The organism is Salinimonas profundi (assembly GCF_014750655.1).
Taxonomy (GTDB): domain Bacteria; phylum Pseudomonadota; class Gammaproteobacteria; order Enterobacterales; family Alteromonadaceae; genus Alteromonas; species Alteromonas profundi_A.
Map to the genome: position 1 here is coordinate 710747 of NZ_JABBXD010000001.1, position 20593 is coordinate 731339.

Genomic DNA, 20593 nt, shown 5'->3' on the forward strand with positions numbered 1-20593 from the left:
TGTACACGCTGCTTTATCGTTCAAGCTTGAAGTCTAATTGAACAAAGTATGGGGAAGATTTAACAGGTTTTCCCTCCTCAAATTTTGGTGCGTACCGCCACTGACTTAATGCATCAACCGCATACTCATTGAACAATCGGTCTCTGTCTGATGATTTTTTCACTTCAATGTCTTTAACAAAGCCTTCTTCATCTACAACAAAAGACATTGTTACTGAACCCTCGCGACCAATTCGGGCTGCTTTAGGTGGATATTTAGGATGCACCCGGTAAAGTGGCTCTGGTTCCTGATCGGGTTTCCAGGGCTTCATTCGTCCAATCGCCTGACAATGCTCAGTAGCCTTGTCTGATTCACCGCGCTGCTCATAAAGCCCCACCAGACGCGCGTGAGCACCTAATTCATAAGGATGGGTGAAATCCAGGTTATCTCTGAATACACTGGCGACAGTATTAAAATGCGCAATCGCTTCGTCTTTTTGTCTGCCCTCACTCAGTGCTACACCTAACATGTATTTTGCTTCCAGAGTGCGTAAATCCTGATTCCCCCACTCTTCTTCGGCGTAACGGACTGCATCTTCAAACAATCTACGCAATGAATGAGGGGAGACGCGAATCGCTGAAGGCGACTCCACAACAGCTTTGGCGGCTTCTACGTGAGCAAATGCGCGCTCTGTTGTGTTTTTGTAGTCAATCTCATCAATATTTAAAACAAGATAACGCGCCAATTCAGCAGACAGGTCGTTACGCCCCTCAGCCCGATGATCTAATTTTGCCAGTGAGTAAATGATATCCACATAGGCAACCACCGTGGTATAGCTGTCATCGCCAAACACCGTCCTGTATTCGTCTGCCACCATTTCAAAATGATCGACTGCCTGCGCGTCTTTGCCGGCAATAGCCAGTACATTGGCATAAGAAAAGTGCAGTTTAGCGGCGGCGTCGCTGTTTTCGCCATATTTCTTCGTACCCAACTGCCAGGCCTTTTTACCTAACGCCAGACTGATCGGAATGTTTTGATCGTTAAACGCTGTCTGAAAAGCGCGATAGGTATCTCTGAATTCGTCTGCGACTGAGTAAGCTGAAAATAACGACGCTGCCACTAGCAGAGGGATAGAAAGATGTTTTGCCGAACGCATTTAGCAATCTCCTTTTGCGAAATCTGGTTATTGAGAGTATCGCCACGGTGCGTTTTACACAACTGTCGCATGGAGTATTACGTCACATAAAAGCCGTTACTCATCGATTTCATTAAAAAGCATTGATCTCTAACAACTTCATTATATGCAACTACACTTATACAAGACGGCATGTCTGAGAACGTCCCTGTTGTTAAGCGAGAAACGGTATCGTCCGGTGCTTGGTTTGTCGGGATAAAACAACAACGTTATCCAGCGCAATTAAACCGTTGTGTTGGACAAGACTGGACTTCAACTTATGTTACAACAATTTGTTAAAAGCGCGGTTTGCGCAGGCCTTCTTCTAAGTGGCTCAGCAGCAGCGGTCACCTGGGGTCAACCAGACCAGAATGAACATGCTAATGTTGGCACCCTGCTCTTCGTGCAAAACGGTGTAGGTTTCTTCAGTTGTACCGGCACGATGATTTCATCACGGGTTATGCTCACTGCCGCTCACTGCGTTGCTGAGGCCGGCAATATCAACGATGTCACCTATGTCAGATTTGAAGATGATGCACTGGCCGGTCTGTCCGAGGCACCATCCTTATCAACCTGGTTTGACACAGACTGGATGGCCACAGAAACCGTTATTCCTCACCCGCAATGGACAGATTACGGAGAATTTCCAATGACGTACGATATCGGTGTCGTCATTCTTTCTGAGCCATATATGCCATCAAACGGTTTTGCTACCCTGCCGCCACTGGATTTTCTGGAGACGCTGAAAGGTCGGGACAGACAAGTCTTTGAGGTGGTGGGTTACGGACGTCAGGGTACTCTCCCACCGACCGAGATGAACGACTATGAAAAGTATAAAGGTAAAGTAAGACTGCTGGAGGTCTACAGCGAATTAAGCGGAAATGGCGAAGCCAGTGCTAAGTTTTCCAATAATCCCGGCGTGAATGGTGGTGGCGGCACGTGCTATGGCGACAGCGGCGGCCCGACGTTCTATAAAGACAGCAATTTGCTGGTTGCGGTTACGTCCTTTGGCTGGGCGAAAAACGGTAATTGTGTGGGCAACGATTTTAACTACCGCACGGATGTTCAGGATGCAATAACCTTTATCGACGACGTACTGGCACAATACGGCGACGAGTAAGTACCACGAGTTCATACCTGCCGGCAGGGAGGCCGCTTCGTGTGTAAACATCAAAGTAAAACAATCAATTGAAAAGCCCCGCAATCATGCAGGGCTTTTATTTTTTATGGCTGGTTTAACGCGCAGATCTATTTGCTACGCCATCTTAAAAACAGCAAGCCAGAACCTAGCAGAAACAGTACGCCAGGTTCAGGAATATCCATCGGCTCATCTAACACCGCCGTAGCAATAAATAGCTGCTCATAACCGTTATTGACATTTTTACCAAATCCGCTTTCAGCACCAGTACAAATTTCATCATCAGCCATGCCAAAAGCCGGATCGCAGCCCAGGCGAAGATCAACACTCATGGTATAGTCAGATAAATCACTGCCGCTTCCGAACAATCCTTCTAATAATGCATTCAGTTCAGGTGAAACAATCGCATACGCGGCTTCATCAGCCCCCAGGTTATGATTAACCGGGCCTTCATCAGCAGCCGGATTATCGCACGAAACCGGCACAGGAATGGCACCATCGGTATCAACACAAATAGGCCCGCCGGATAATACATAATCAGTTGAGTCATTATCACCCACCATTGGACCCGATCCATCTGACGTATAGCCAGACGGATCGCCCATGAAGGTACCGCCGCCACCTTCGCTGACTAAGGCGTACGCGCCGCCATCATTCGTAAAGTCAAAAATGTCTACAATACCGCCCGTATCATCATAAATAGTAACCTGGGCCCAGGCTGCGAGACTTTGCTCATTGGCGCCGTTCAGGTTGTTATTATTGAAGTAAAACACCATGGATTCGCCATCCAGATAGGTTTCTAAAGCAGCAAGTGTGGTGTCCCAGGTTGCATCAGCGTCGCCAGTAAAGTCAGCAACCTGGTCAGGATCTGCTTCTCCCCCGGTGCTAAAGTAATTCGAACCGCTGACCCCACTGGGGGTCGCATAGGCGTTGTCCATTCCCGCAAAGTTGGTATTCACGCCCTGACCCGAAGAGCCTGTAGCAATCACAACAAAATCCTGTATCTGACCGGGTGTCGAATTTACGTCCAGACCGGCAATAGGTAGGGAGTAAGAATTAAAATCGCCGTAGGTGACATAACCCTTACCGGTTAAATCCACCAGTGCCGCGTGTGTGGAAAGACTAAGCGCTAAGCCTGCTGCGCCAATCATTAATCGTTTCATGGTAGCCTCTGTAATTTAATTTTTTACAGCTTATTGGAAGGTTCCGATGATAAATTGCTACTCCTCCTTCTCATCACACATTGTCGCCATGAGATGATAATTAAAAGAAAGCATAAAATACGCCCACATCACAACTGAGTGTTTTTTAAACAATTAATTTTTATTTACCAGTGATCCAAATTTTATTTGTAAAGAAAACCGACACTTATTGGTATATGCAGCGATATCGATGCAAAGAATTACACCAAATGCCTTAAATTGACTGACATAGTGATGACATAAATATGATTAAGTAATGCTTAACAATAAGTTACTCAAAAAAGGATCAATGAAAAATTGTAAACATTTTTGACACTTTAAAATGTTCAGAGGGCGAGTGCCCTTCATCTTTGTGTGATAAGACGAAGGGCACTCGGGATTTTTATTTGCTGGATCAGATGACAAACGCATCCATAAATTCGTTGACTGGCATGGCATGCAGGCGTTTTTTATCATTACATAGCGTGAAAATTTCTTCACTGCGTGCCTGCGGAAAACGGGACAAAAGATTGTCGTTGAATTTATCTTCGAGCACCGGCATACCTTCTTTTCTGCGCTTGCGATGACCGATAGGATACTCTACCTCTACCTTTTGGGTTGCTGTCCCATCAGTAAAAAACACCTGCAATGCATTGGCGATTGAGCGCTTCTCCGGCGCGTGGTAATCATGACTGTAACGTTCGTCTTCCTGCACTTCCATTTTTTCCCGTAGCGCATCAATCTGGGGATTAGCCTTATGAAAGTCATTTTCGTAATGCGCTGCAGTCAGCTTTCCGAAGATCAGGGGAACAGCAGTCATGTATTGCAGGCAGTGGTCACGATCCGCCGGATTTGCCAGGGTACCGTGTTTGGAAATGATGCGTATGGCCGATTCGTGTGTGGTCAGCTCAATGCGCTCAATCTCGTCTAACCGGTCTTTGACGTCGTCATGTAATATCACCGCTGCTTCGCACATGGTCTGAGCGTGAAACTCAGCAGGAAAGCTTAACTTAAACAGAATGTTTTCCATGACATAACAGCCATACGACCGCTGGAATGAAAACTGCCGTTCATTTTCCGGTTTTACTGCCAGATCTTTATTGGTATGGCTGAATGACACATCATAAAACCCCCATTGCGGCGCAGTTAAAACACTGGGGATACCCATCTCGTCGCGCATTGCAATGTCCGCCAGCCGGACACCGCGGGACGTGGCATCGCCAGCCGCCCATGATTTTCTTGAGCCTGCGTTAGGCGCATGGCGGTATGTCCGCAGTGCAGAGCCATCCACCCAGGCATGTGATATTGCCGCCATAATCTGTTCGCGGGTTCCGCCCAGCATCTGTGTAACAACTGCCGCAGTAGCAATGCGTACCAGCAGCACATGGCACAGCCCTACGCGGTTAAAGCTGTTATCCAGCGCGATCACACCCTGAATTTCATGGGCTTTAATCATTGCAGTGAGCACATCGTACATGGTGAGCGGGGGTTGCCCCCGAGCCAGGCGGTATTGTGAAAGGTGGTCTGCGGTGGCAAGGATGCCCCCAAGGTTATCAGAAGGATGGCCCCACTCTGCGGCCAGCCAGGTATCGTTGAAATCAAGCCAGCGAATAATGCACCCGATATCCCACGCTGCCTTCACAGGGTCCAGCGCGAATTGCGTGCCGGGTACCCGCGCACCGTGGGGAACCTGTGTTCCCTGGACTAACGGTCCCAGGTGTTTGGTGCATTCGGGAAATTGCAGTGCAAGAAGCCCGCAGCCAAGCGTATCCATCAGGCAGTATCTGGCGGTATTGATGGCTTCTTCTGAATAATTATCGTAGTTCAGGACATAATCAGCAATATCCTGTATCACGGTATCGTAATCGGGGCGATCACTGCGCTCACCTTGTTTGCTCATGTTGTTTCTCCGTCACAGATAAAATTAAATCAGTGGCACGCATGGCCATCTGCTGTTAATTCTGTGTACGCAGTAACTTCAATTAAGATGTGTTGTATGGTGGACGATTAGGCACCGTAGCATTATCAGCCGAATACGATGGCCCGCGTACAGGCTCTGCCCGCCGCTTTTGCGTTGTAAAGTTGGGTGTCACAGGTAGCAACGATAGCATCTATATCTTTACAATTTATCACCTCGGTGATACCTGCAGAAAAAGAGACCGAAAATCTGGCATCTGTGGTGGTCCAGGTGCAACAATCATTTAGGGTTTCGCGGATATCATCCACCAGCTTTATCGCCTGCGTCTTATCAATATCGTGAAGATAAAGCAAAAACTCTTCACCGCCATACCGACAAAGTTTGTCTGATTTGCGAATACGACTTTGAATAATATTGCTGGTTATCGTGAGCACTTCATCACCAACCACGTGACCGTAATGATCATTGACCTGCTTAAAGTAATCCAGATCAATCAGCACCATGCAGGAGGTTATATTGTCATTCACCGGTTTGGACAATGCACTGTACAACGCCCGGCGGGTAAGTGCGCCAGTCAGAGAATCGGTGTCGGCCAGCCTTGCGCTTCGACGTTGTCGTTGCCAGAACCACATCGTGAGCACACCCAACAACGAAGCGATAAGTCCGGCGACGATGGCTCTAAGCCGCTCAGTTTCGAGCCGCAATGCCTGCTCGGCTTCTTTTGCCTTGGCGAGACGCAAGTGGGTAAACTCTATATCCTCACTGAGAGGATCACGGCGACGCTTGTCGTTAAGACTGTAACTCTCTGTGTTGTATGCAAGCATTTTCTGGTCATATAACTCAAACTGACGAAGCGCATTTTTATTATCGCCTCTGAGTTTGTAGATCCGACGAAGGTTGTAGTGATTAAGCAGCTCGATGGTTTTGGGATAGTAAGACGCGTCCAGTTGCTTATCGATAACAGCTTGATAAGCACTGACCGCATCGTCAAACGCCTGTTGGCTGCCTTCAATTGCGGTAGCAATTGCATGAAACAGCGAAGGCAACATTTGCCACGCAGGTGGAAGCGACTCAGCGGAAACGGCAGCGCCCTCTCTGGCCAGCATTACTATTTTCTGTCTTTCTGAATTATCCTGCCGATGGGTATAAACACTTAAGCGATATGCCAGGGCAATGACTTTTTGAACATGATCACCACTTTGCTGTGCAATACGCGTGGCCTCTTCGGCCAATGCGCCAGCCTCATCAAATCGACCCATCCGGTTAAGCGCAAGAATTGCGTCACCAAAATAATCGGCACGAAGTGCATTTCGTTGCCGGGCACCTTCTATATCTTTCTGCGCATGATAAACGACGCGACTTTGTACATTAAATTCTTTATAGAACTGCGCCAGCCAGGTATGGGCGTGGTCAGGGTCAAGCTGGGTTTCCATCGCTCGCTGTCTGTCAAAATCAACCAGGTGAGGTAATGCATACTCTATTTCAGCTTTGGCACTGAACGGGTCGTTCTCAGAAAATTCGTTAGCCAGCCACATGCTCACTGTCGCCACTGCCGATTTGTGGCCGGCCTCTAACATTTCGCTTTTCAGTTTTTGTAATGCAGGAATGCTTTGCGTCAAGCGATCTGTGCTTCCGTTGTACGCAATCATGGCTTCTAAAAAGATGAAATACGCTCTGTTCGCCGCGTAGCGATAAGGATCAAGCTTTTTCAGATAACGCCAGTGCGCTTCGGTGACCGGCTCGGATGGTAACGGCGGCAGGTTTGCCGGCGCGTCATCAAAACCCTGATGACTTAATGCCATGATATGCCGAAATACAATGCCCAAAGGTGATGAATCATTTTCTATATCTGAGGTTTTAAGGGCCTGCTCAATTTGCGGGTTACTCAACCCCTGTGACATCCCCCAATCATAAATAACAGCGTGGGTTAAATTGCTGTAGCCGGAAAATCGTGCATTTTCCTCGTCGGATGCTTGGGATGGCAGAGCAACAAATAGCAGAAGTGTCAGGACTATGCATCGAAATAAAGGCAGTACAGGTAAGCGTATCAGCATCTGTCTTTACTCCTGGTTAGTGATTAATTCAGCAAGTGGTCAGCAACATCACTTAATCAGGAGTATAAAACTAAAGTGCTACGCAAAACACCTTTTTTTATAAGGTGTTTAATTAAACTTGATCCATAACGCGCTCCCGCGCGTATCGCGCGGGCTGTATCACCTACTCAAGGTGGTCGCGACACACGTCGCTGACTTTGGTTGCGTCGAATATTTCTATCCAATAGCCATCCGGATCCTTAATGAAGGCCAATCCTTTCATTGAGCCCTCATCAGGACGTTTTTGAAAGGAAACCCCAAGATCTTCAAAGCGCGAACATGCTGCCTCCAAATCGGGTACATGAAATCCAATGTGACCGAACCCCTTAGGCTCACTATTACCATTGTGGTAATCAGCGTTCTCAGGCGTATCATCCCAGTTATGCGTAAGTTCCAGCATTGCAGGCCGCCCGAACGTCTGTGTCGTTCTGGTTGCTTCGTCTTTACTGATGGCAGACAAATCTTTTTCCGCGGTAAGAAAATAAAGACTGAATTTCATATCTTTAAAGTCGAGTTTGCGCAATAGGGTCATGCCCATTATGCGTGTGTAAAAATCAAGAGAGCGCTCGGGGTCTGCTATTCGCAGCATGGTCTGATTAAACACAAAGTCGTTGGTGGCAGTATCTTTGTCTTCACATAAGCCCGGTGCAGATTCAAAATGTCGTGACATGATAGGTCTCCTGAAAATTAAAATATAAGTGATTTTTTGTGAGTATTTTTTCACAATTAGTGTCAGTTTGAAGAGAAACTGTTTTGTGCCATTGATTTAAACACGTGGGACGCAGAACAGCTTATCAACAGAAAGCCGGTAGCGGACTCAACACCTGCCAGCATTCTCAAATTTGCTGTTGGCTCAATACTGCCCAGACCCAGCGTCGTAATGGTGGTCAGAGAAAAATAAAAAATGTCTGCAAATTCTGCAGGCGACTTAAATGTTCCTAATCCCGCGGTTTCACCCAGCCAATATGCACCGGCAAAAAGTAAAGCAATGACTGCCTGACTGATGACAGCGACCACAACAAATATAAAAGTCCGGCCAGATGGCCCGATGGAATGCCGGTCAAGATACCGTGCGACTGACGATAGATTAAACAGGTGAACAATCACTGCGATACTCAGCGCACACAGTGAAATAATGATAGCCAAAACCATCGAGCGCCTCATTCAGGAACATATATTGCGTTATATCAATATAAAGCACTGATCATACCTTTAGCAGTGTAAATATTTCGGCAATACATTAAAAGCTTGTAAGGATTACTATGAAGTACACCCGATTCTTAGCAATGATTGGTGTTTCAACCATTGCCATGTTCATCATGATGTACCTGAATACCTACGCGCTATCCCATATCTGGTTCAGCGAAACGCGGACTTATATGGCACTGTATATGGGTGCCGGGATGGCCGTGATCATGCTGGCATTTATGCTTGGCATGTACACTGACAGTCGTAAAAATATCGCTGTTTTTGCAGGCGCTGTGATTGTATTTGTGACAAGTCTGTACCTGTTACGCTCACAGCTTTTTGTATCTGACTCTGCTTACATGAAGGGCATGATTCCTCATCACTCTATTGCCGTCTTAACCAGTGAGCGTAGTCAGTTAGAAGATCAACGCGTCAGGGAATTGGCTAATGGCATTATCAGGGCGCAGCGTAAAGAAATTAAAGAGATGGAATGGTTATTAAAAGATATTGAACAAAATGGTAAAGCACTGACCCGCGACGAGGCGCAAGCGCGCCCTGTACCCAAATTCGAGGGCCAACTGAAATCAGGAGGAGACAATGAGTAAAACTGCAGTTTTATATCGCATGGCAACCGACGAGCATATTTGTCCGTTTGGTTTACGCTCAAAAGATCTGTTAAAACGCAAAGGCTTTGAGGTAGAAGATCATAAGCTGACCTCCCGTGAAGAAACCGATAGGTTTAAGGAAAAGCACGGCGTAAAAACCACACCGCAGGCATTTATTGATGAGGAACGTATTGGTGGCTACGACGAGCTCAGAGAATATTTCAATAAAGGCGAAGCAGGCCAGACCGGCACCACGTATACGCCTGTTATTGCCATTTTTTCTGTTGCCGCGCTGATGATGCTGGCGTATCAGTGGTCTGTAAGCGGCGATTTGTTCTCGATACGCTCGTTAATGCTGTTCATTTCATTTTCGATGATCATGCTGGCAGTACAAAAGCTGAAAGACCTGTATACCTTCACAAATTCATTCATTACCTACGACTTGCTGGCGATGAAATGGATCCGCTATGGCTACATTTATCCGTTTTTAGAGGCTTATGCGGGTATTGGTATGCTTGCGCAGCTACCTGCATTACTGGTAGCGCCTATTTCTCTGTTTATTGGTACGGTAGGGGCAATTTCAGTATTTAAAGCCGTTTATATTGATAAGCGTGAGCTTAAATGCGCCTGTGTTGGCGGCGACAGCAATGTACCCCTGGGGTTTGTTTCGCTGTCAGAAAATCTGTTTATGATTGGTGGTGCGCTTATCATGTGGTTTATCTGATAGTTTACGAACCGACATAATTTGCTTATTATGCAGGTTCTTAAAAAAGGTAAACCATGATTATTCAATTGTTCCGAATCAGTCTGTTTGTCATGCTTGCAGCACTTAGCGCGCAGGCCATGGCATTGTCTGGTTCCGGAAAAAGTGATTCTCATGATTCGAATCATTGTGCGATGCTCGCGTCAGGCGACATGCGCAATACTCAGCAGATCAGTCATCACAGTTCAGTCAATGCGCCTGTGATGGCCGACCACATGTTAAGTGGCAATGCTGAACATTCGGGCTGTTGTGAACAGGATTGTTCCTGCCCGGCTAACCTCTGTGGACATGCTTTTTTTGTTGACGCTCAGGCCCAACAAACCATTACACCCGATACCCGCAAACACATAGCGGGCCTGCACTTTATGCGTCCCTCGCTTATCACTGGCGCACTCTTTCGCCCACCCATCATTGCCTGACTCAGGATAGATCCGTCTTTTATTCAGGCTTCAGCCTGACTATTTAACTTTTATCTATCGGTACGTTGACGCCATTGCGCCTATGTACTGGCATGACCTTTTAAATGCTTACCTGTTAAGAGGCAACGATTATGATATTACGTATACTGGCAGTCATTGTAAGTCTGTTGAGCATCGGCGCTCACGCGTCCACCGAGCCAGAAACTGTCCAATTTGATGTTTTTAAATCAGCATCCTGCGGCTGTTGTAAAGGCTGGATAGCGCACCTTGAGAATTCTCAGCGCGGCAAATCTTCCAAAGATACGTGGCACATTGAGGGCAAAGACACAAACGCACTGAGTGAGGTAAAAGCCAACTATAATATTCCGGCCCAGTACCAATCCTGTCACACTGCAGTGACCCGGTCGGGATATGTCTTTGAGGGCCATATTCCCGCCAGGTATATTCAGTCATTTCTGAAAAATCCGCCTGAGGATGCATTCGGACTGGCCGTACCGGGAATGCCAGTGGGCTCACCTGGCATGGAAAGCGGTTTACGTTTCCAGCCATATACAATCCAGTTGCTGCTTAAAGACGGGACCAGTCGCCCATTTGCCACTGTTTCAAAATTTGAGGAACAGTACTGATGCGCCTTGCTACTTTATGCATAGCGGTTATTGCCACCTCTTTTGGTGTAGCAGGCACGGTGCTGGCACAATCCACACTGCACCTGAATGATGCTGTAACGCAAGCGCAATCGAATGATCCCTGGCTGCAGGGCAACCGACTGCAGCAAAAGGCGAAGGAGAGTCGCAGTGTCGCTGCAGGGGAGCTTCCTGACCCTTCAATGTCATTTTCTATGATGAATTTACCAGTGGACGGTTTCAGGTTTGATCAGGAAAACATGACACAAGCTCAGGTAGGCATTTCGCAGGCCTTTCCAAGAGGTGATTCACGCTCAATAAACCAGCAAAAACTCGCTATACAGTCCGCTATGGGGCCTTTTGAACGTGATAATCGCCGCGCCATGGTTAAACGGGACGTGACGTTATTATGGCTGGATGCCTGGCTGGCTATGCGTTCAAAAACGCTCATTGAAGATAATAAAATACTGTTTGAGCAAATACGTGATGTCGCACAAACCACCTACGCATCTGCAGCCGGCAAATCTCGTCAGCAGGATATGATCCGCGCCGAGCTTGAACTCATTCAGTTTGAGGATCGCGCCACCGTTCAGGCACAAAATCTGGAAGCAGCCTTATCTGCGCTTGGCGAATGGTTGTATCCGTATCAGTCTGACAGTCTGACATTAAGCCCTGACAGTGGGATAGCCGATGTCTCACTGCCAGCGGCATTGCCGGAAATTGACCTTCTCATGCCGATAGCAGCGCTGACAGCCATTGGATCAGACAGCAAACTGATCGACCGTCTTAGTCAGCATCCCACCATTCAGGCCATAGAACTTCAGTATCAGGCCAGCCAAAAAGATGTTGAGCTCGCCAGAGAGCAATACAAACCCGAGTGGAAACTTAATGCCAGCTATGGATGGCGTGACGATATGCCTTCCGGCCAGTCCAGAGCCGACTTGTTTTCTGTTGGTATCACCCTGGACCTGCCACTGTTCACAGACAATCGTCAGGATAAAACCGTCGAGGCATCCGTATATGAAGCACAGTCTGTTAAAACACAAAAGCTGGTGACGTTAAAATCGTTACGTGCACAAGTCCGTGAACAAACCCGACATCTTGCTCGTCTGAAGCAGCGCGAATCGCTATATAGAGACCAAATCCTGACTCAGGCAAACGCGCAGGCTGAAGCGACACTGACCGCCTACATGAATGACACCGGGGACTTTTCTGAAGTGGTTCGCGCCAGAATCACAGAACTTGAAGCCCGCCTTGCAGCGTTAGCGGTTCAGGTGGAAAAACTGAAACGTATTGCAATGCTCAACTATTACCTTACCCAATCTGACGCAACAACCGCTGCGGCAAAAGGAGCTTCTCATGAGTAATAAACCGCTTATTGCTGCAGCCATTGCCGGCGTCCTGGCTGGCGGGTTGGCTGTCATCGGCTATAACCACCTGACCGGAGATACGCCTTCGTCCGGCGAGCAGCAAAAACAGCCACTATATTGGGTAGCACCGATGGACGACAGCTATCGTCGTGACAAGCCGGGAAAATCGCCGATGGGCATGGACCTGGTTCCGGTGTATGAACAAAACGCAAGTAACACTGATGAGCAGGCGGGCACTGTCACCATCTCACCGGCAGTGGAAAATAATATGGGTGTAAGGACTGCCCCAGCTCGAAAAGGTCAAATTAATACGGATATCAGTACTGTTGGATATGTGAAGTACGATGAAGATGAAATTGTACACATTCACCCCCGTGTTGAAGGCTGGATTGAGCAACAGTTTGTGAAAGCTGCAGGCGACCCGGTCGAAAAAGGGCAGCCTTTATATGCGCTGTATTCTCCGGAGCTGGTGAATGCACAGGAAGAATACATTATTGCGCTACGCCGAAATAATGCGGCTTTGATTTCAGCAGCCAGAGAACGCCTTGCTGCCCTGGATATTCCTGAAAAGGTGGTTGCACAGATTTCCCGTCAAAAGGAGATTGTACGCACCGTGACCTTTGACGCGCCACAATCCGGTTTTGTGAACGAGCTCAACATCCGGGATGGTTTTTTTGTCCAGCCCGGCATGACACTGATGAGTATCGGACAATTAGATACCGTGTGGGTAGAAGCGGAAGTCTTCGAGCGTGATGCGGCTTCAGTGAGTGCCGGTATGCCGGTCACCATGACCGTTGATGCAATTAAGGGCAAAACCTGGCAGGGTACGGTGGATTACGTGGCCCCTGCCCTGCAGTCGGCGAATCGGACGCTACCGGTCAGGCTGAAATTTGCCAACCCTGAACATCGTCTAAAACCCAACATGTTAGCGGATATTCATATCGATGTTCCCATTGACTCTCAGGCTGTATTGGTGCCAAACGAGGCAGTCATTCGCACAGGCTCACAAAACCGTGTGGTGCTGGCAAACGGTGATGGAAAATTCCGCTCTGTTGCAGTTACGCTGGGCCGGGCTGGCAAAAACGACATAGAAATTCTTGATGGTGTTAATGAAGGTGAGCGCGTTGTCACGTCGGCGCAATTTTTAATCGACTCTGAATCCAGTAAGAGTTCTGACTTTACCCGCATGGGCAGCAGCTCAGATACCCCCTCTGCCTGGGCAAAGGGCAAAATCAAGGCGGTGCGCTTCGAACAACGCAGCGTGACCATCGATCATGAGCCAGTTGAGGCGCTTGACTGGCCGGCTATGACGATGGATTTTTCTGTGGCTGAGGACGTCGCCATCGAAAAGCTTGCGGAAGGACAGTCTCTGCATTTTGAAATAGGCCGGACCAATGGTAGCCCTGTGGTAACAGGCATTCACATCATGCAGCAAGATGGCGGTGCAGCAGGCAATACTGAAACAAATGATCACCCGCAAAGGGGAGAAACGCAAACGCAAAGCTCTCCTGACGCGGTTGCGGTTACCGGTACAATTACTGCGGTCTCAACGACAAACCGCACACTGACTATTGACCATGACGCCGTTGAAGCCTGGAACTGGCCTGCCATGACCATGGATTTTCCGGTCGACAAAAATGTCGATATGAAAAAGCTCGCTGTGGGACAGTCAGTGCATTTTGAAGTGACCCGCTCGACTGACAACGCCGCGACAGTGACACGGGTGCATGTTATGGCACCGGCCAGCAACCCATCCACACAGCAACCACCGCAATCTGATACCAAGCCAAAGGCGGTGGCAGTAATGGGCACACTGACAGCCATTTCGCCGGCAAATCGCACTGTAACCGTTAATCACAAGCCCGTTGAGGCCTGGGACTGGCCTGCCATGACCATGGATTTTGCGGTGGATGAGTCCATCAGTTTAGACAAATTGGCCACCGGACAATCCCTTCATTTCGAAGTTACCCGGGATGACAACGGCGCGCTTTCTATTACCGGTATTCATATCCTGGCAAAGGCCGAACCCGGCCATAATAATGCCGGGCACGATTCGCCCCCGCCGCTGTAAGGAGATGATGTCGTGATTGAATCTATTATCAGGTGGTCGGTAAAGAACCGTTTTCTCGTCTTATTGGTGACAGTAATGGTGATAACGGCAGGTGTTTATTCGGTGAGCAAAACACCGGTAGATGCCCTGCCTGACCTGTCAGACGTGCAGGTAATTGTAAAAACCAGCTATCCCGGCCAGTCGCCACAGGTGGTCCAGGATCAGGTCACCTATCCGCTGACCACTGCCATGCTGTCGGTCCCAAAGGCAAAAACCGTTCGCGGGTTTTCCTTTTTCGGCGACTCCTATGTGTACATCATTTTTGAAGATGATACTGACCTGTACTGGGCCAGAAGTCGTGTTCTGGAATATCTGAATCAGGCTGCCGCGAGCCTGCCCGACACTGCAACACCACAAATAGGTCCGGATGCCACCGGTGTGGGCTGGGTTTACATGTACGCGCTGACGGATCCAACGGGCAAACACGATATCAGCCAGTTGCGCAGCATTCAGGACTGGTTTTTACGCTATGAGTTACAGTCAGTAGACGGTGTATCAGAAGTCGCCTCAGTCGGCGGGATGGTCAAGCAATATCAGGTTCAGGTCGACCCGGATCGCCTGCGTGGCTACAACATCCCGCTGGATCTGATTCAGCGGGCATTGATTAAGGGCAATCAGGAAACCGGCGCCTCAGTTGTTGAAATGGCTGAAGCTGAATATATGGTAACCGCCACCGGCTACATTCGGTCAGTAGACGATATCAATGAGATACCTTTAGGCGTCAGCGAAAACGGCACCGCGCTGACAATTGGTGATATTGCAACGGTGACACTGGGGCCACAAATGCGACGTGGCGTGGCCGAACTGAACGGTCAGGGCGAAGTTGTCGGCGGCATTGTGGTGATGCGCTACGGCGAAAATGCCCAGCAAACCATCGACGGCGTCAAAGCGCGTCTTGACGCGTTAACGGACTCATTACCCGACGGTGTAGAAATAGTCACCGTTTATGACCGTTCTGCGCTCATCGATCGTGCCATTACCAATCTCCAGGATAAACTCACCGAAGAGTTGATAGTGGTGGCGCTTATCTGTGTGGCGTTTTTGTTTCACCTGCGTTCATCGCTTGTGGCTATCATCACCCTGCCCCTGGGGATTCTGGTTGCGTTTATTGTGATGTATTTTCAGGGTATCAATGCCAACATCATGTCACTGGGCGGTATTGCTATTGCAATTGGTGCCATGACAGACGGTGCGATTGTCATGATTGAAAATATGCATAAACATATGGAGCGGGAAGCCGTTACCGATGAGAATCGCTGGGAGATTGTGGCCCGGTCCGCCTGTGAGGTGGGCCCGGCGCTGTTCTTCTCATTGCTTATTATCACCGTGTCTTTTCTACCGGTCTTTATTCTTGAGGCCCAGGAAGGCCGGATGTTCGCACCACTTGCTTATACGAAAACGTACGCAATGGCGGCATCTGCAGGCATTGCCGTAACGGTGGTTCCGGTATTAATGGGGTATTTTATTCGCGGTAACATACGGCCAGAAGCCAAAAATCCGGTGAATCGCTTCCTTGTCGCATTATATCTGCCGGTACTCAGACAGGCGTTGCGTTTTCCCAAATCGACATTAGTTGCTGCACTGCTTATCACTGTAATCGGGTTCTATCCTCTGAATAAAATTGGCAGCGAATTTATCCCTCCACTCGATGAAGGCGATCTGATGTATATGCCCACAACCTATCCGGGCATCTCTATTGGTAAAGCCCGCGAGTTGCTCCAGCAAACCGACAAACTCATCCGCACCGTCCCGGAAGTTGAGTCCGTGTTTGGCAAGGTAGGCCGCGCTGATACAGCCACCGATCCGGCCCCGCTGACTATGATTGAAACCTTTATTCAGCTGAAACCTAAAAGCGAATGGCGAAGTGGTCTTACAACAGACGATCTGAAAGCCGAACTGGATGCGCTGGTCAATTTCCCTGGCCTGACAAATGCCTGGGTAATGCCGATTAAAACGCGCATAGACATGTTAGCGACGGGCATCAAAACCCCGGTAGGCATTAAAGTCGCCGGCGCCGAACTGGATGTTATACAGAAGATTGGTAAGGACCTTGAACGCATTCTGGATAAGGTTCCCGGCACCTCGTCAGTTTATTCTGAGCGTGTTGCAGGCGGACGCTATCTGAAGGTCGACATTCAGCGCGAAGAAGCCAGTCGCTACGGACTTAACATTTCAGACGTGCAGCAGGTTGTAGCGACCGCCGTAGGCGGCATGAATGTCACACGCACGGTGGAAGGTCTTGAGCGTTATCCGGTCAATCTGCGCTATCCGCAGGATTACCGTGATTCGCCGGAAAGCCTCGCCAGATTACCCATTGTCACAGATAAAGGACAACGCATCGCGCTGGGCGACGTTGCCAATATCTATATTGAGGATGGTCCGCCGGGCATTAAAAGTGAAAACGCCAGGATAAACGGCTGGACATTTATCGATATCGAAAACAGCGATATCGGATCTTATGTCGATGACGCCAAAGCCGCTTTAGCTAAAGAACTGGACCTGCCCCCCGGTTATTCGGTGACCTGGGCCGGTCAGTATGAATATATGGAGCGCGCCAAGGATAAGCTCACCTATGTGATACCGCTCACGCTCGCTATCATCATCATTTTACTTTATCTGAACTTCAGGGCCTTTAGTGAGGTGCTGATGATTATCCTCAGTTTGCCTATGGCCATGATTGGTGGCTTATGGCTGTTATATTTACAGGGTTTTAATTTATCAGTGGCGGTCGGGGTTGGCTTTATTGCCCTGGCGGGTGTGGCCGTGGAAATTGGTGTGATCATGCTTGTATACCTCAACCAGGCGCTAGAAAGACTTAAAGACGACGCTACACGCAATAAACAGACAATCGGTGACGACGCTTACCGGCAAGCGTTGCTGGAAGGGGCCGGTTTGCGGGTGAGGCCCGTGATGATGACCGTGGCTACCATCATTATCGGCCTTTTACCGATTATGTTTGGCAGCGGCACGGGCTCAGAAGTAATGAGCAGAATCGCTGCGCCCATGATAGGCGGGATGACCAGTGCACTGATATTGACGCTTATTGTTCTGCCCGTGGTGTATGCGATGGTTAAAAAGCATGCAGTGAAGCGCTTTAATAAGGAGCTGTCAGGTGATTGATATTGTGCGGCGCTACCATCGCTGGCTGATGTTATTTGTTGCGCTACAATTTTTGCTCTGGGCAGTGTCGGGACTGTATATGGTCAGTATGGACATTCACTATATTCATGGTGAAAATCTGGTGAACGCGCCTCAGGTCAACATTGATAATGAGCAGCGTAAAACCCGTTTCGAGACGATCGTGGATACCTATCCGAACGCAGAGTCTGTCACATTGCGCTCGCTGGCGGGAACGCCTGTCTATCAGGTCTTGCTTTCAGACCAACCGACACCACTGCTTATTGCAACGGATTCCGGTCAGCCATTGCCACAAATCAACGAACAACAAGCAGCACGCATTGCAGTTCGCGCGTTTGCCGGCCAGGGCAATATTGAAAGTATCAGGAGCGTGGATCAGCCTGCCGAGGCCCCTGATGAACTGTCACCGCATCACCTGCCTGTCTGGCAGGTGAATTTTGATGAAACCTTTTCTCCCACTCTCTATATCAGTCAGTATACCGGGTCTATCGTTACCGTCAGGCACCATCCCTGGCGCTGGTTTGACTGGATGTGGCGACTTCATATTCTCGACTGGGATGATGGTGCTACGCTGGGCAACCTTTTCTTTTTAATCTTTGCTTTTACCGGCCTGGCAGGCGCGCTGTCCGGTGCAATACTGTCCTACTTGCGAATCGTGAAACCAGCTGGTCGGGGTGACACTTTATGACGCGATTTGGCCTAATAAAACAGTGTCATAAATGGGCATCTGTCATCGTTGGCGTTCAGTTGATCATCTGGCTGGCTACCGGTCTTTACTTTGGATTAGCTGAGCATGAACGGCTTCAGTTGCGGCCTTCCTCATCACCACTGGGGCAGACCACTACCCAACATGGCGAAATCGTCCCTGCGTCGAATCTACCGGTAAACCAGGTCCAGTCTCTGACATTACGCACCCTGCTTGGCAAACCGGTGTATGTGGCTGTCATTGAAGCCGGCGCGCATATCAGCCAGACGAGTCAGATACAGCTGTTCGATGCAATTTCAGCTGCGCCCATCAGTATCGAACAGCCTCTTGCCGAGAAAATTGCCAAACATGCCTATCCGGGTCCCTCACAAATTGCCAGTGCTACGTTCCGCCAGGCACCATTATCAGAATTGCCCGGTCAGAAGAACGACGTATGGCACATTGTGTTTGCCGATGAGCAAAATACTTATATGTTCATTGACAGCCGAACCGGCAACATTATTGCGCACTCGACACTCGACAGACGCTTTTTTGATTTGATGCTCAAACTGCATTTTATGGATTATGGTAACAGTGGCGGCTTTAACCACTGGTTAATCATAACTTTTGCGCTGGCTACACTTTTGTTTGTGATTACCGGATTAATCTGGCTTGGTATATTAATTAAGGACGGTCAGATTACGCCGGGACGCGGTAAGAAGACGACCTTTCGGGCAACACTCAACACCGGCGAGGCGCAATTGCGTATATCAACGCGCAGTAGTGAGACAATCTTGCACGCATTACAACATGCGCATATCCATCTGCCTTCTGCCTGCGGTGGCGGTGGCAGCTGTGGAAAATGCCGGATTCAGACGCCCGGCGACATTAAGCCCACATCAGCAGAACGTGAATGGCTAACCTCCGAAGAGCTTCAAAACGGTATGCGTCTGGCGTGTCAGCATACGGCTGCAGACGTGGATGCTATCCATGCGCCGAAAGCCTATCGCGACAAACTGATTCTGGAGGTGGAGCACGCGCGGTTTGTGACGCCCTCCATTAAATATATTCAGTTTACAGTGAAAGCCGGAGACTTGCAGGCATATAAAGCGGGGGCGTGCATGCGCTTTATGATCCCTCCGGCAGAAAATGCCATCCGACCACACGATATTCCTGAGTATTTTACAGCTTACTGGCAAGATACGCCCAGCGGATACCATGCCCATGATGGCGGCGTGCGTCACTACTCTATCGCCGACTTTGATGCTGGCAAAGATACGTTGAGCATTGCGGTGAAATGGCAGCAATCAGACGATAAAACACAATCCGGTATAGGATCGGCGTACTTGTGCCAGCTCACTACCGGACAAACCATCCAGGCTGTAGGTCCGATTGAGTCATTTCATTTATCGGATGCAGCGGTAGCACAACGCTTTTTCATTGGCGCCGGTTCTGGTATCGCCCCATTGCGGGCGATGATTCACGAGCAGTTGTTAAAACATAAGCGTGTCATGCCGGTTACCTTTCTGTATGGTGCACGCACCCAAGCTGACCTGGCCTTTCAAAGTGAATTCGAAGCACTCTCCAGACAGTTTTCCCAGTTTCATTACTGCCCTGTGCTATCAAGGCCTGATGATAACTGGCCGGGTCAGTCAGGTTATGTTCAGGATGCACTGGTGACAATACTTCATCAGGCCAGTTTTAACCCGGGAATGGCAGAATTTTATCTCTGTGGTCCGCATCCCCTTATGCAGGACGTTGAGACATTGCTGTATCGATACGGTGTCTCACCTGCCAACATTTACAAAGATATATTCAATCCTACAGCGAGTACAAATCAATGAAATATAAAAATTTATTCTTATCTGCTTCTTTGGTGTTAGCGACGTCAATCGCACAGCCGGCGTTTGCCCACTCTCAGATGACGCTCAGTCAAAGCAGCCCCTCAGACAATGCGATGCTGATGAGCGCCCCTGAAAAATTGTCACTGACATTCTCTGAAAGTGTTCGCTTGACCAATGTAACATTGGCCAGTAAAAACGGTGAAAAGATTGATTTTGGCTTTGCACCCGCCTTTGACAAAAGCGCGCGCTTTGAATGGACATTACCCTCTTTATCGCCAGACACATACAAAGTCAGCTATGTGGTGATGAGCGATGATGGTCATAAGATGACTGACAGCTACACATTTATGGTGCATTAAGTCAGA

Annotated in this window: 17 protein-coding genes; 11 read left to right on the forward strand and 6 right to left on the reverse strand. The window is 48.8% G+C overall.

Annotated features, from left to right (window positions below; genetic code table 11):
* Window positions 1–13 precede the first annotated feature (13 nt).
* Window positions 14–1135, reverse strand: coding sequence for an energy transducer TonB (locus tag HHX48_RS03115; RefSeq protein ID WP_191022164.1), 1122 nt, complete (start codon window positions 1133–1135; stop codon window positions 14–16).
* Between the two features lie 298 nt (window positions 1136–1433).
* Here HHX48_RS03115 and HHX48_RS03120 point away from each other — a divergent pair, with 298 nt between their 5' ends.
* On the forward strand, window positions 1434–2273 hold the full coding sequence (locus HHX48_RS03120) for a trypsin-like serine protease (RefSeq protein ID WP_191022165.1): 840 nt from the start codon (window positions 1434–1436) through the stop codon (window positions 2271–2273).
* 128 nt (window positions 2274–2401) lie between these two features.
* Here HHX48_RS03120 and HHX48_RS03125 read toward each other — a convergent pair whose 3' ends face one another.
* From HHX48_RS03125 to HHX48_RS03145, 5 genes are all read right to left on the reverse strand, one after another.
* The gene (locus tag HHX48_RS03125) at window positions 2402–3454 is read right to left on the reverse strand and encodes a PEP-CTERM sorting domain-containing protein (RefSeq protein ID WP_191022166.1); all 1053 of its coding nucleotides are present in this window, start codon (window positions 3452–3454) and stop codon (window positions 2402–2404) included.
* A gap of 433 nt (window positions 3455–3887) precedes the next feature.
* Window positions 3888–5372 carry a bifunctional 2-methylcitrate dehydratase/aconitate hydratase gene (locus HHX48_RS03130; RefSeq protein ID WP_191022167.1) on the reverse strand — a complete coding sequence of 495 codons (1485 nt, stop codon included), beginning with the start codon at window positions 5370–5372 and terminating at the stop codon, window positions 3888–3890.
* Between the two features lie 125 nt (window positions 5373–5497).
* A complete protein-coding gene (locus HHX48_RS03135) occupies window positions 5498–7444 on the reverse strand; it encodes a GGDEF domain-containing protein (RefSeq protein WP_191022168.1) in 1947 nt (648 codons plus the stop codon).
* 163 nt (window positions 7445–7607) lie between these two features.
* A complete protein-coding gene (gloA, locus tag HHX48_RS03140) occupies window positions 7608–8153 on the reverse strand; it encodes a lactoylglutathione lyase (protein WP_191022169.1) in 546 nt (181 codons plus the stop codon).
* A 62-nt stretch (window positions 8154–8215) separates the two neighbouring features.
* Window positions 8216–8635: an ion channel gene (locus HHX48_RS03145; RefSeq protein ID WP_191022170.1), complete on the reverse strand. Its 420-nt coding sequence runs from the start codon at window positions 8633–8635 to the stop codon at window positions 8216–8218.
* Window positions 8636–8745: 110 nt separating this feature from the next.
* On the opposite strand from HHX48_RS03145, the gene HHX48_RS03150 reads away from it, so the two are divergent.
* From HHX48_RS03150 to HHX48_RS03195, 10 genes are all read left to right on the forward strand, one after another.
* Window positions 8746–9276 (forward strand): DUF305 domain-containing protein, encoded by a 531-nt coding sequence (locus HHX48_RS03150; RefSeq protein WP_191022171.1) that lies wholly within the window; start codon window positions 8746–8748, stop codon window positions 9274–9276.
* Window positions 9269–10000: a MauE/DoxX family redox-associated membrane protein gene (locus HHX48_RS03155; protein ID WP_191022172.1), complete on the forward strand. Its 732-nt coding sequence runs from the start codon at window positions 9269–9271 to the stop codon at window positions 9998–10000. The genes HHX48_RS03150 and HHX48_RS03155 overlap by 8 nt, the downstream gene beginning before the upstream one ends.
* A 56-nt stretch (window positions 10001–10056) precedes the next feature.
* Window positions 10057–10458 carry a hypothetical protein gene (locus HHX48_RS03160; RefSeq protein WP_191022173.1) on the forward strand — a complete coding sequence of 134 codons (402 nt, stop codon included), beginning with the start codon at window positions 10057–10059 and terminating at the stop codon, window positions 10456–10458.
* 131 nt (window positions 10459–10589) lie between these two features.
* The gene (locus HHX48_RS03165) at window positions 10590–11084 is read left to right on the forward strand and encodes a DUF411 domain-containing protein (protein WP_191022174.1); all 495 of its coding nucleotides are present in this window, start codon (window positions 10590–10592) and stop codon (window positions 11082–11084) included.
* Window positions 11084–12448, forward strand: a complete 1365-nt coding sequence (locus HHX48_RS03170; RefSeq protein ID WP_191022175.1) for a TolC family protein — start codon at window positions 11084–11086, stop codon at window positions 12446–12448. The genes HHX48_RS03165 and HHX48_RS03170 overlap by 1 nt, the downstream gene beginning before the upstream one ends.
* Window positions 12441–14522 (forward strand): efflux RND transporter periplasmic adaptor subunit, encoded by a 2082-nt coding sequence (locus HHX48_RS03175; protein WP_191022176.1) that lies wholly within the window; start codon window positions 12441–12443, stop codon window positions 14520–14522. The genes HHX48_RS03170 and HHX48_RS03175 overlap by 8 nt, the downstream gene beginning before the upstream one ends.
* A gap of 12 nt (window positions 14523–14534) precedes the next feature.
* Window positions 14535–17681: an efflux RND transporter permease subunit gene (locus HHX48_RS03180; RefSeq protein WP_191022177.1), complete on the forward strand. Its 3147-nt coding sequence runs from the start codon at window positions 14535–14537 to the stop codon at window positions 17679–17681.
* Complete coding sequence (locus HHX48_RS03185) at window positions 17674–18387, forward strand: PepSY domain-containing protein (protein ID WP_191022178.1); 714 nt, start codon at window positions 17674–17676, stop codon at window positions 18385–18387. Before HHX48_RS03180 ends, HHX48_RS03185 begins: the two co-directional genes overlap by 8 nt.
* The gene (locus tag HHX48_RS03190; protein ID WP_191022179.1) at window positions 18384–20228 is read left to right on the forward strand and encodes a 2Fe-2S iron-sulfur cluster-binding protein; all 1845 of its coding nucleotides are present in this window, start codon (window positions 18384–18386) and stop codon (window positions 20226–20228) included. Before HHX48_RS03185 ends, HHX48_RS03190 begins: the two co-directional genes overlap by 4 nt.
* The gene (locus tag HHX48_RS03195) at window positions 20225–20587 is read left to right on the forward strand and encodes a copper resistance CopC family protein (protein WP_191022180.1); all 363 of its coding nucleotides are present in this window, start codon (window positions 20225–20227) and stop codon (window positions 20585–20587) included. Before HHX48_RS03190 ends, HHX48_RS03195 begins: the two co-directional genes overlap by 4 nt.
* Window positions 20588–20593: the final 6 nt, after the last annotated feature.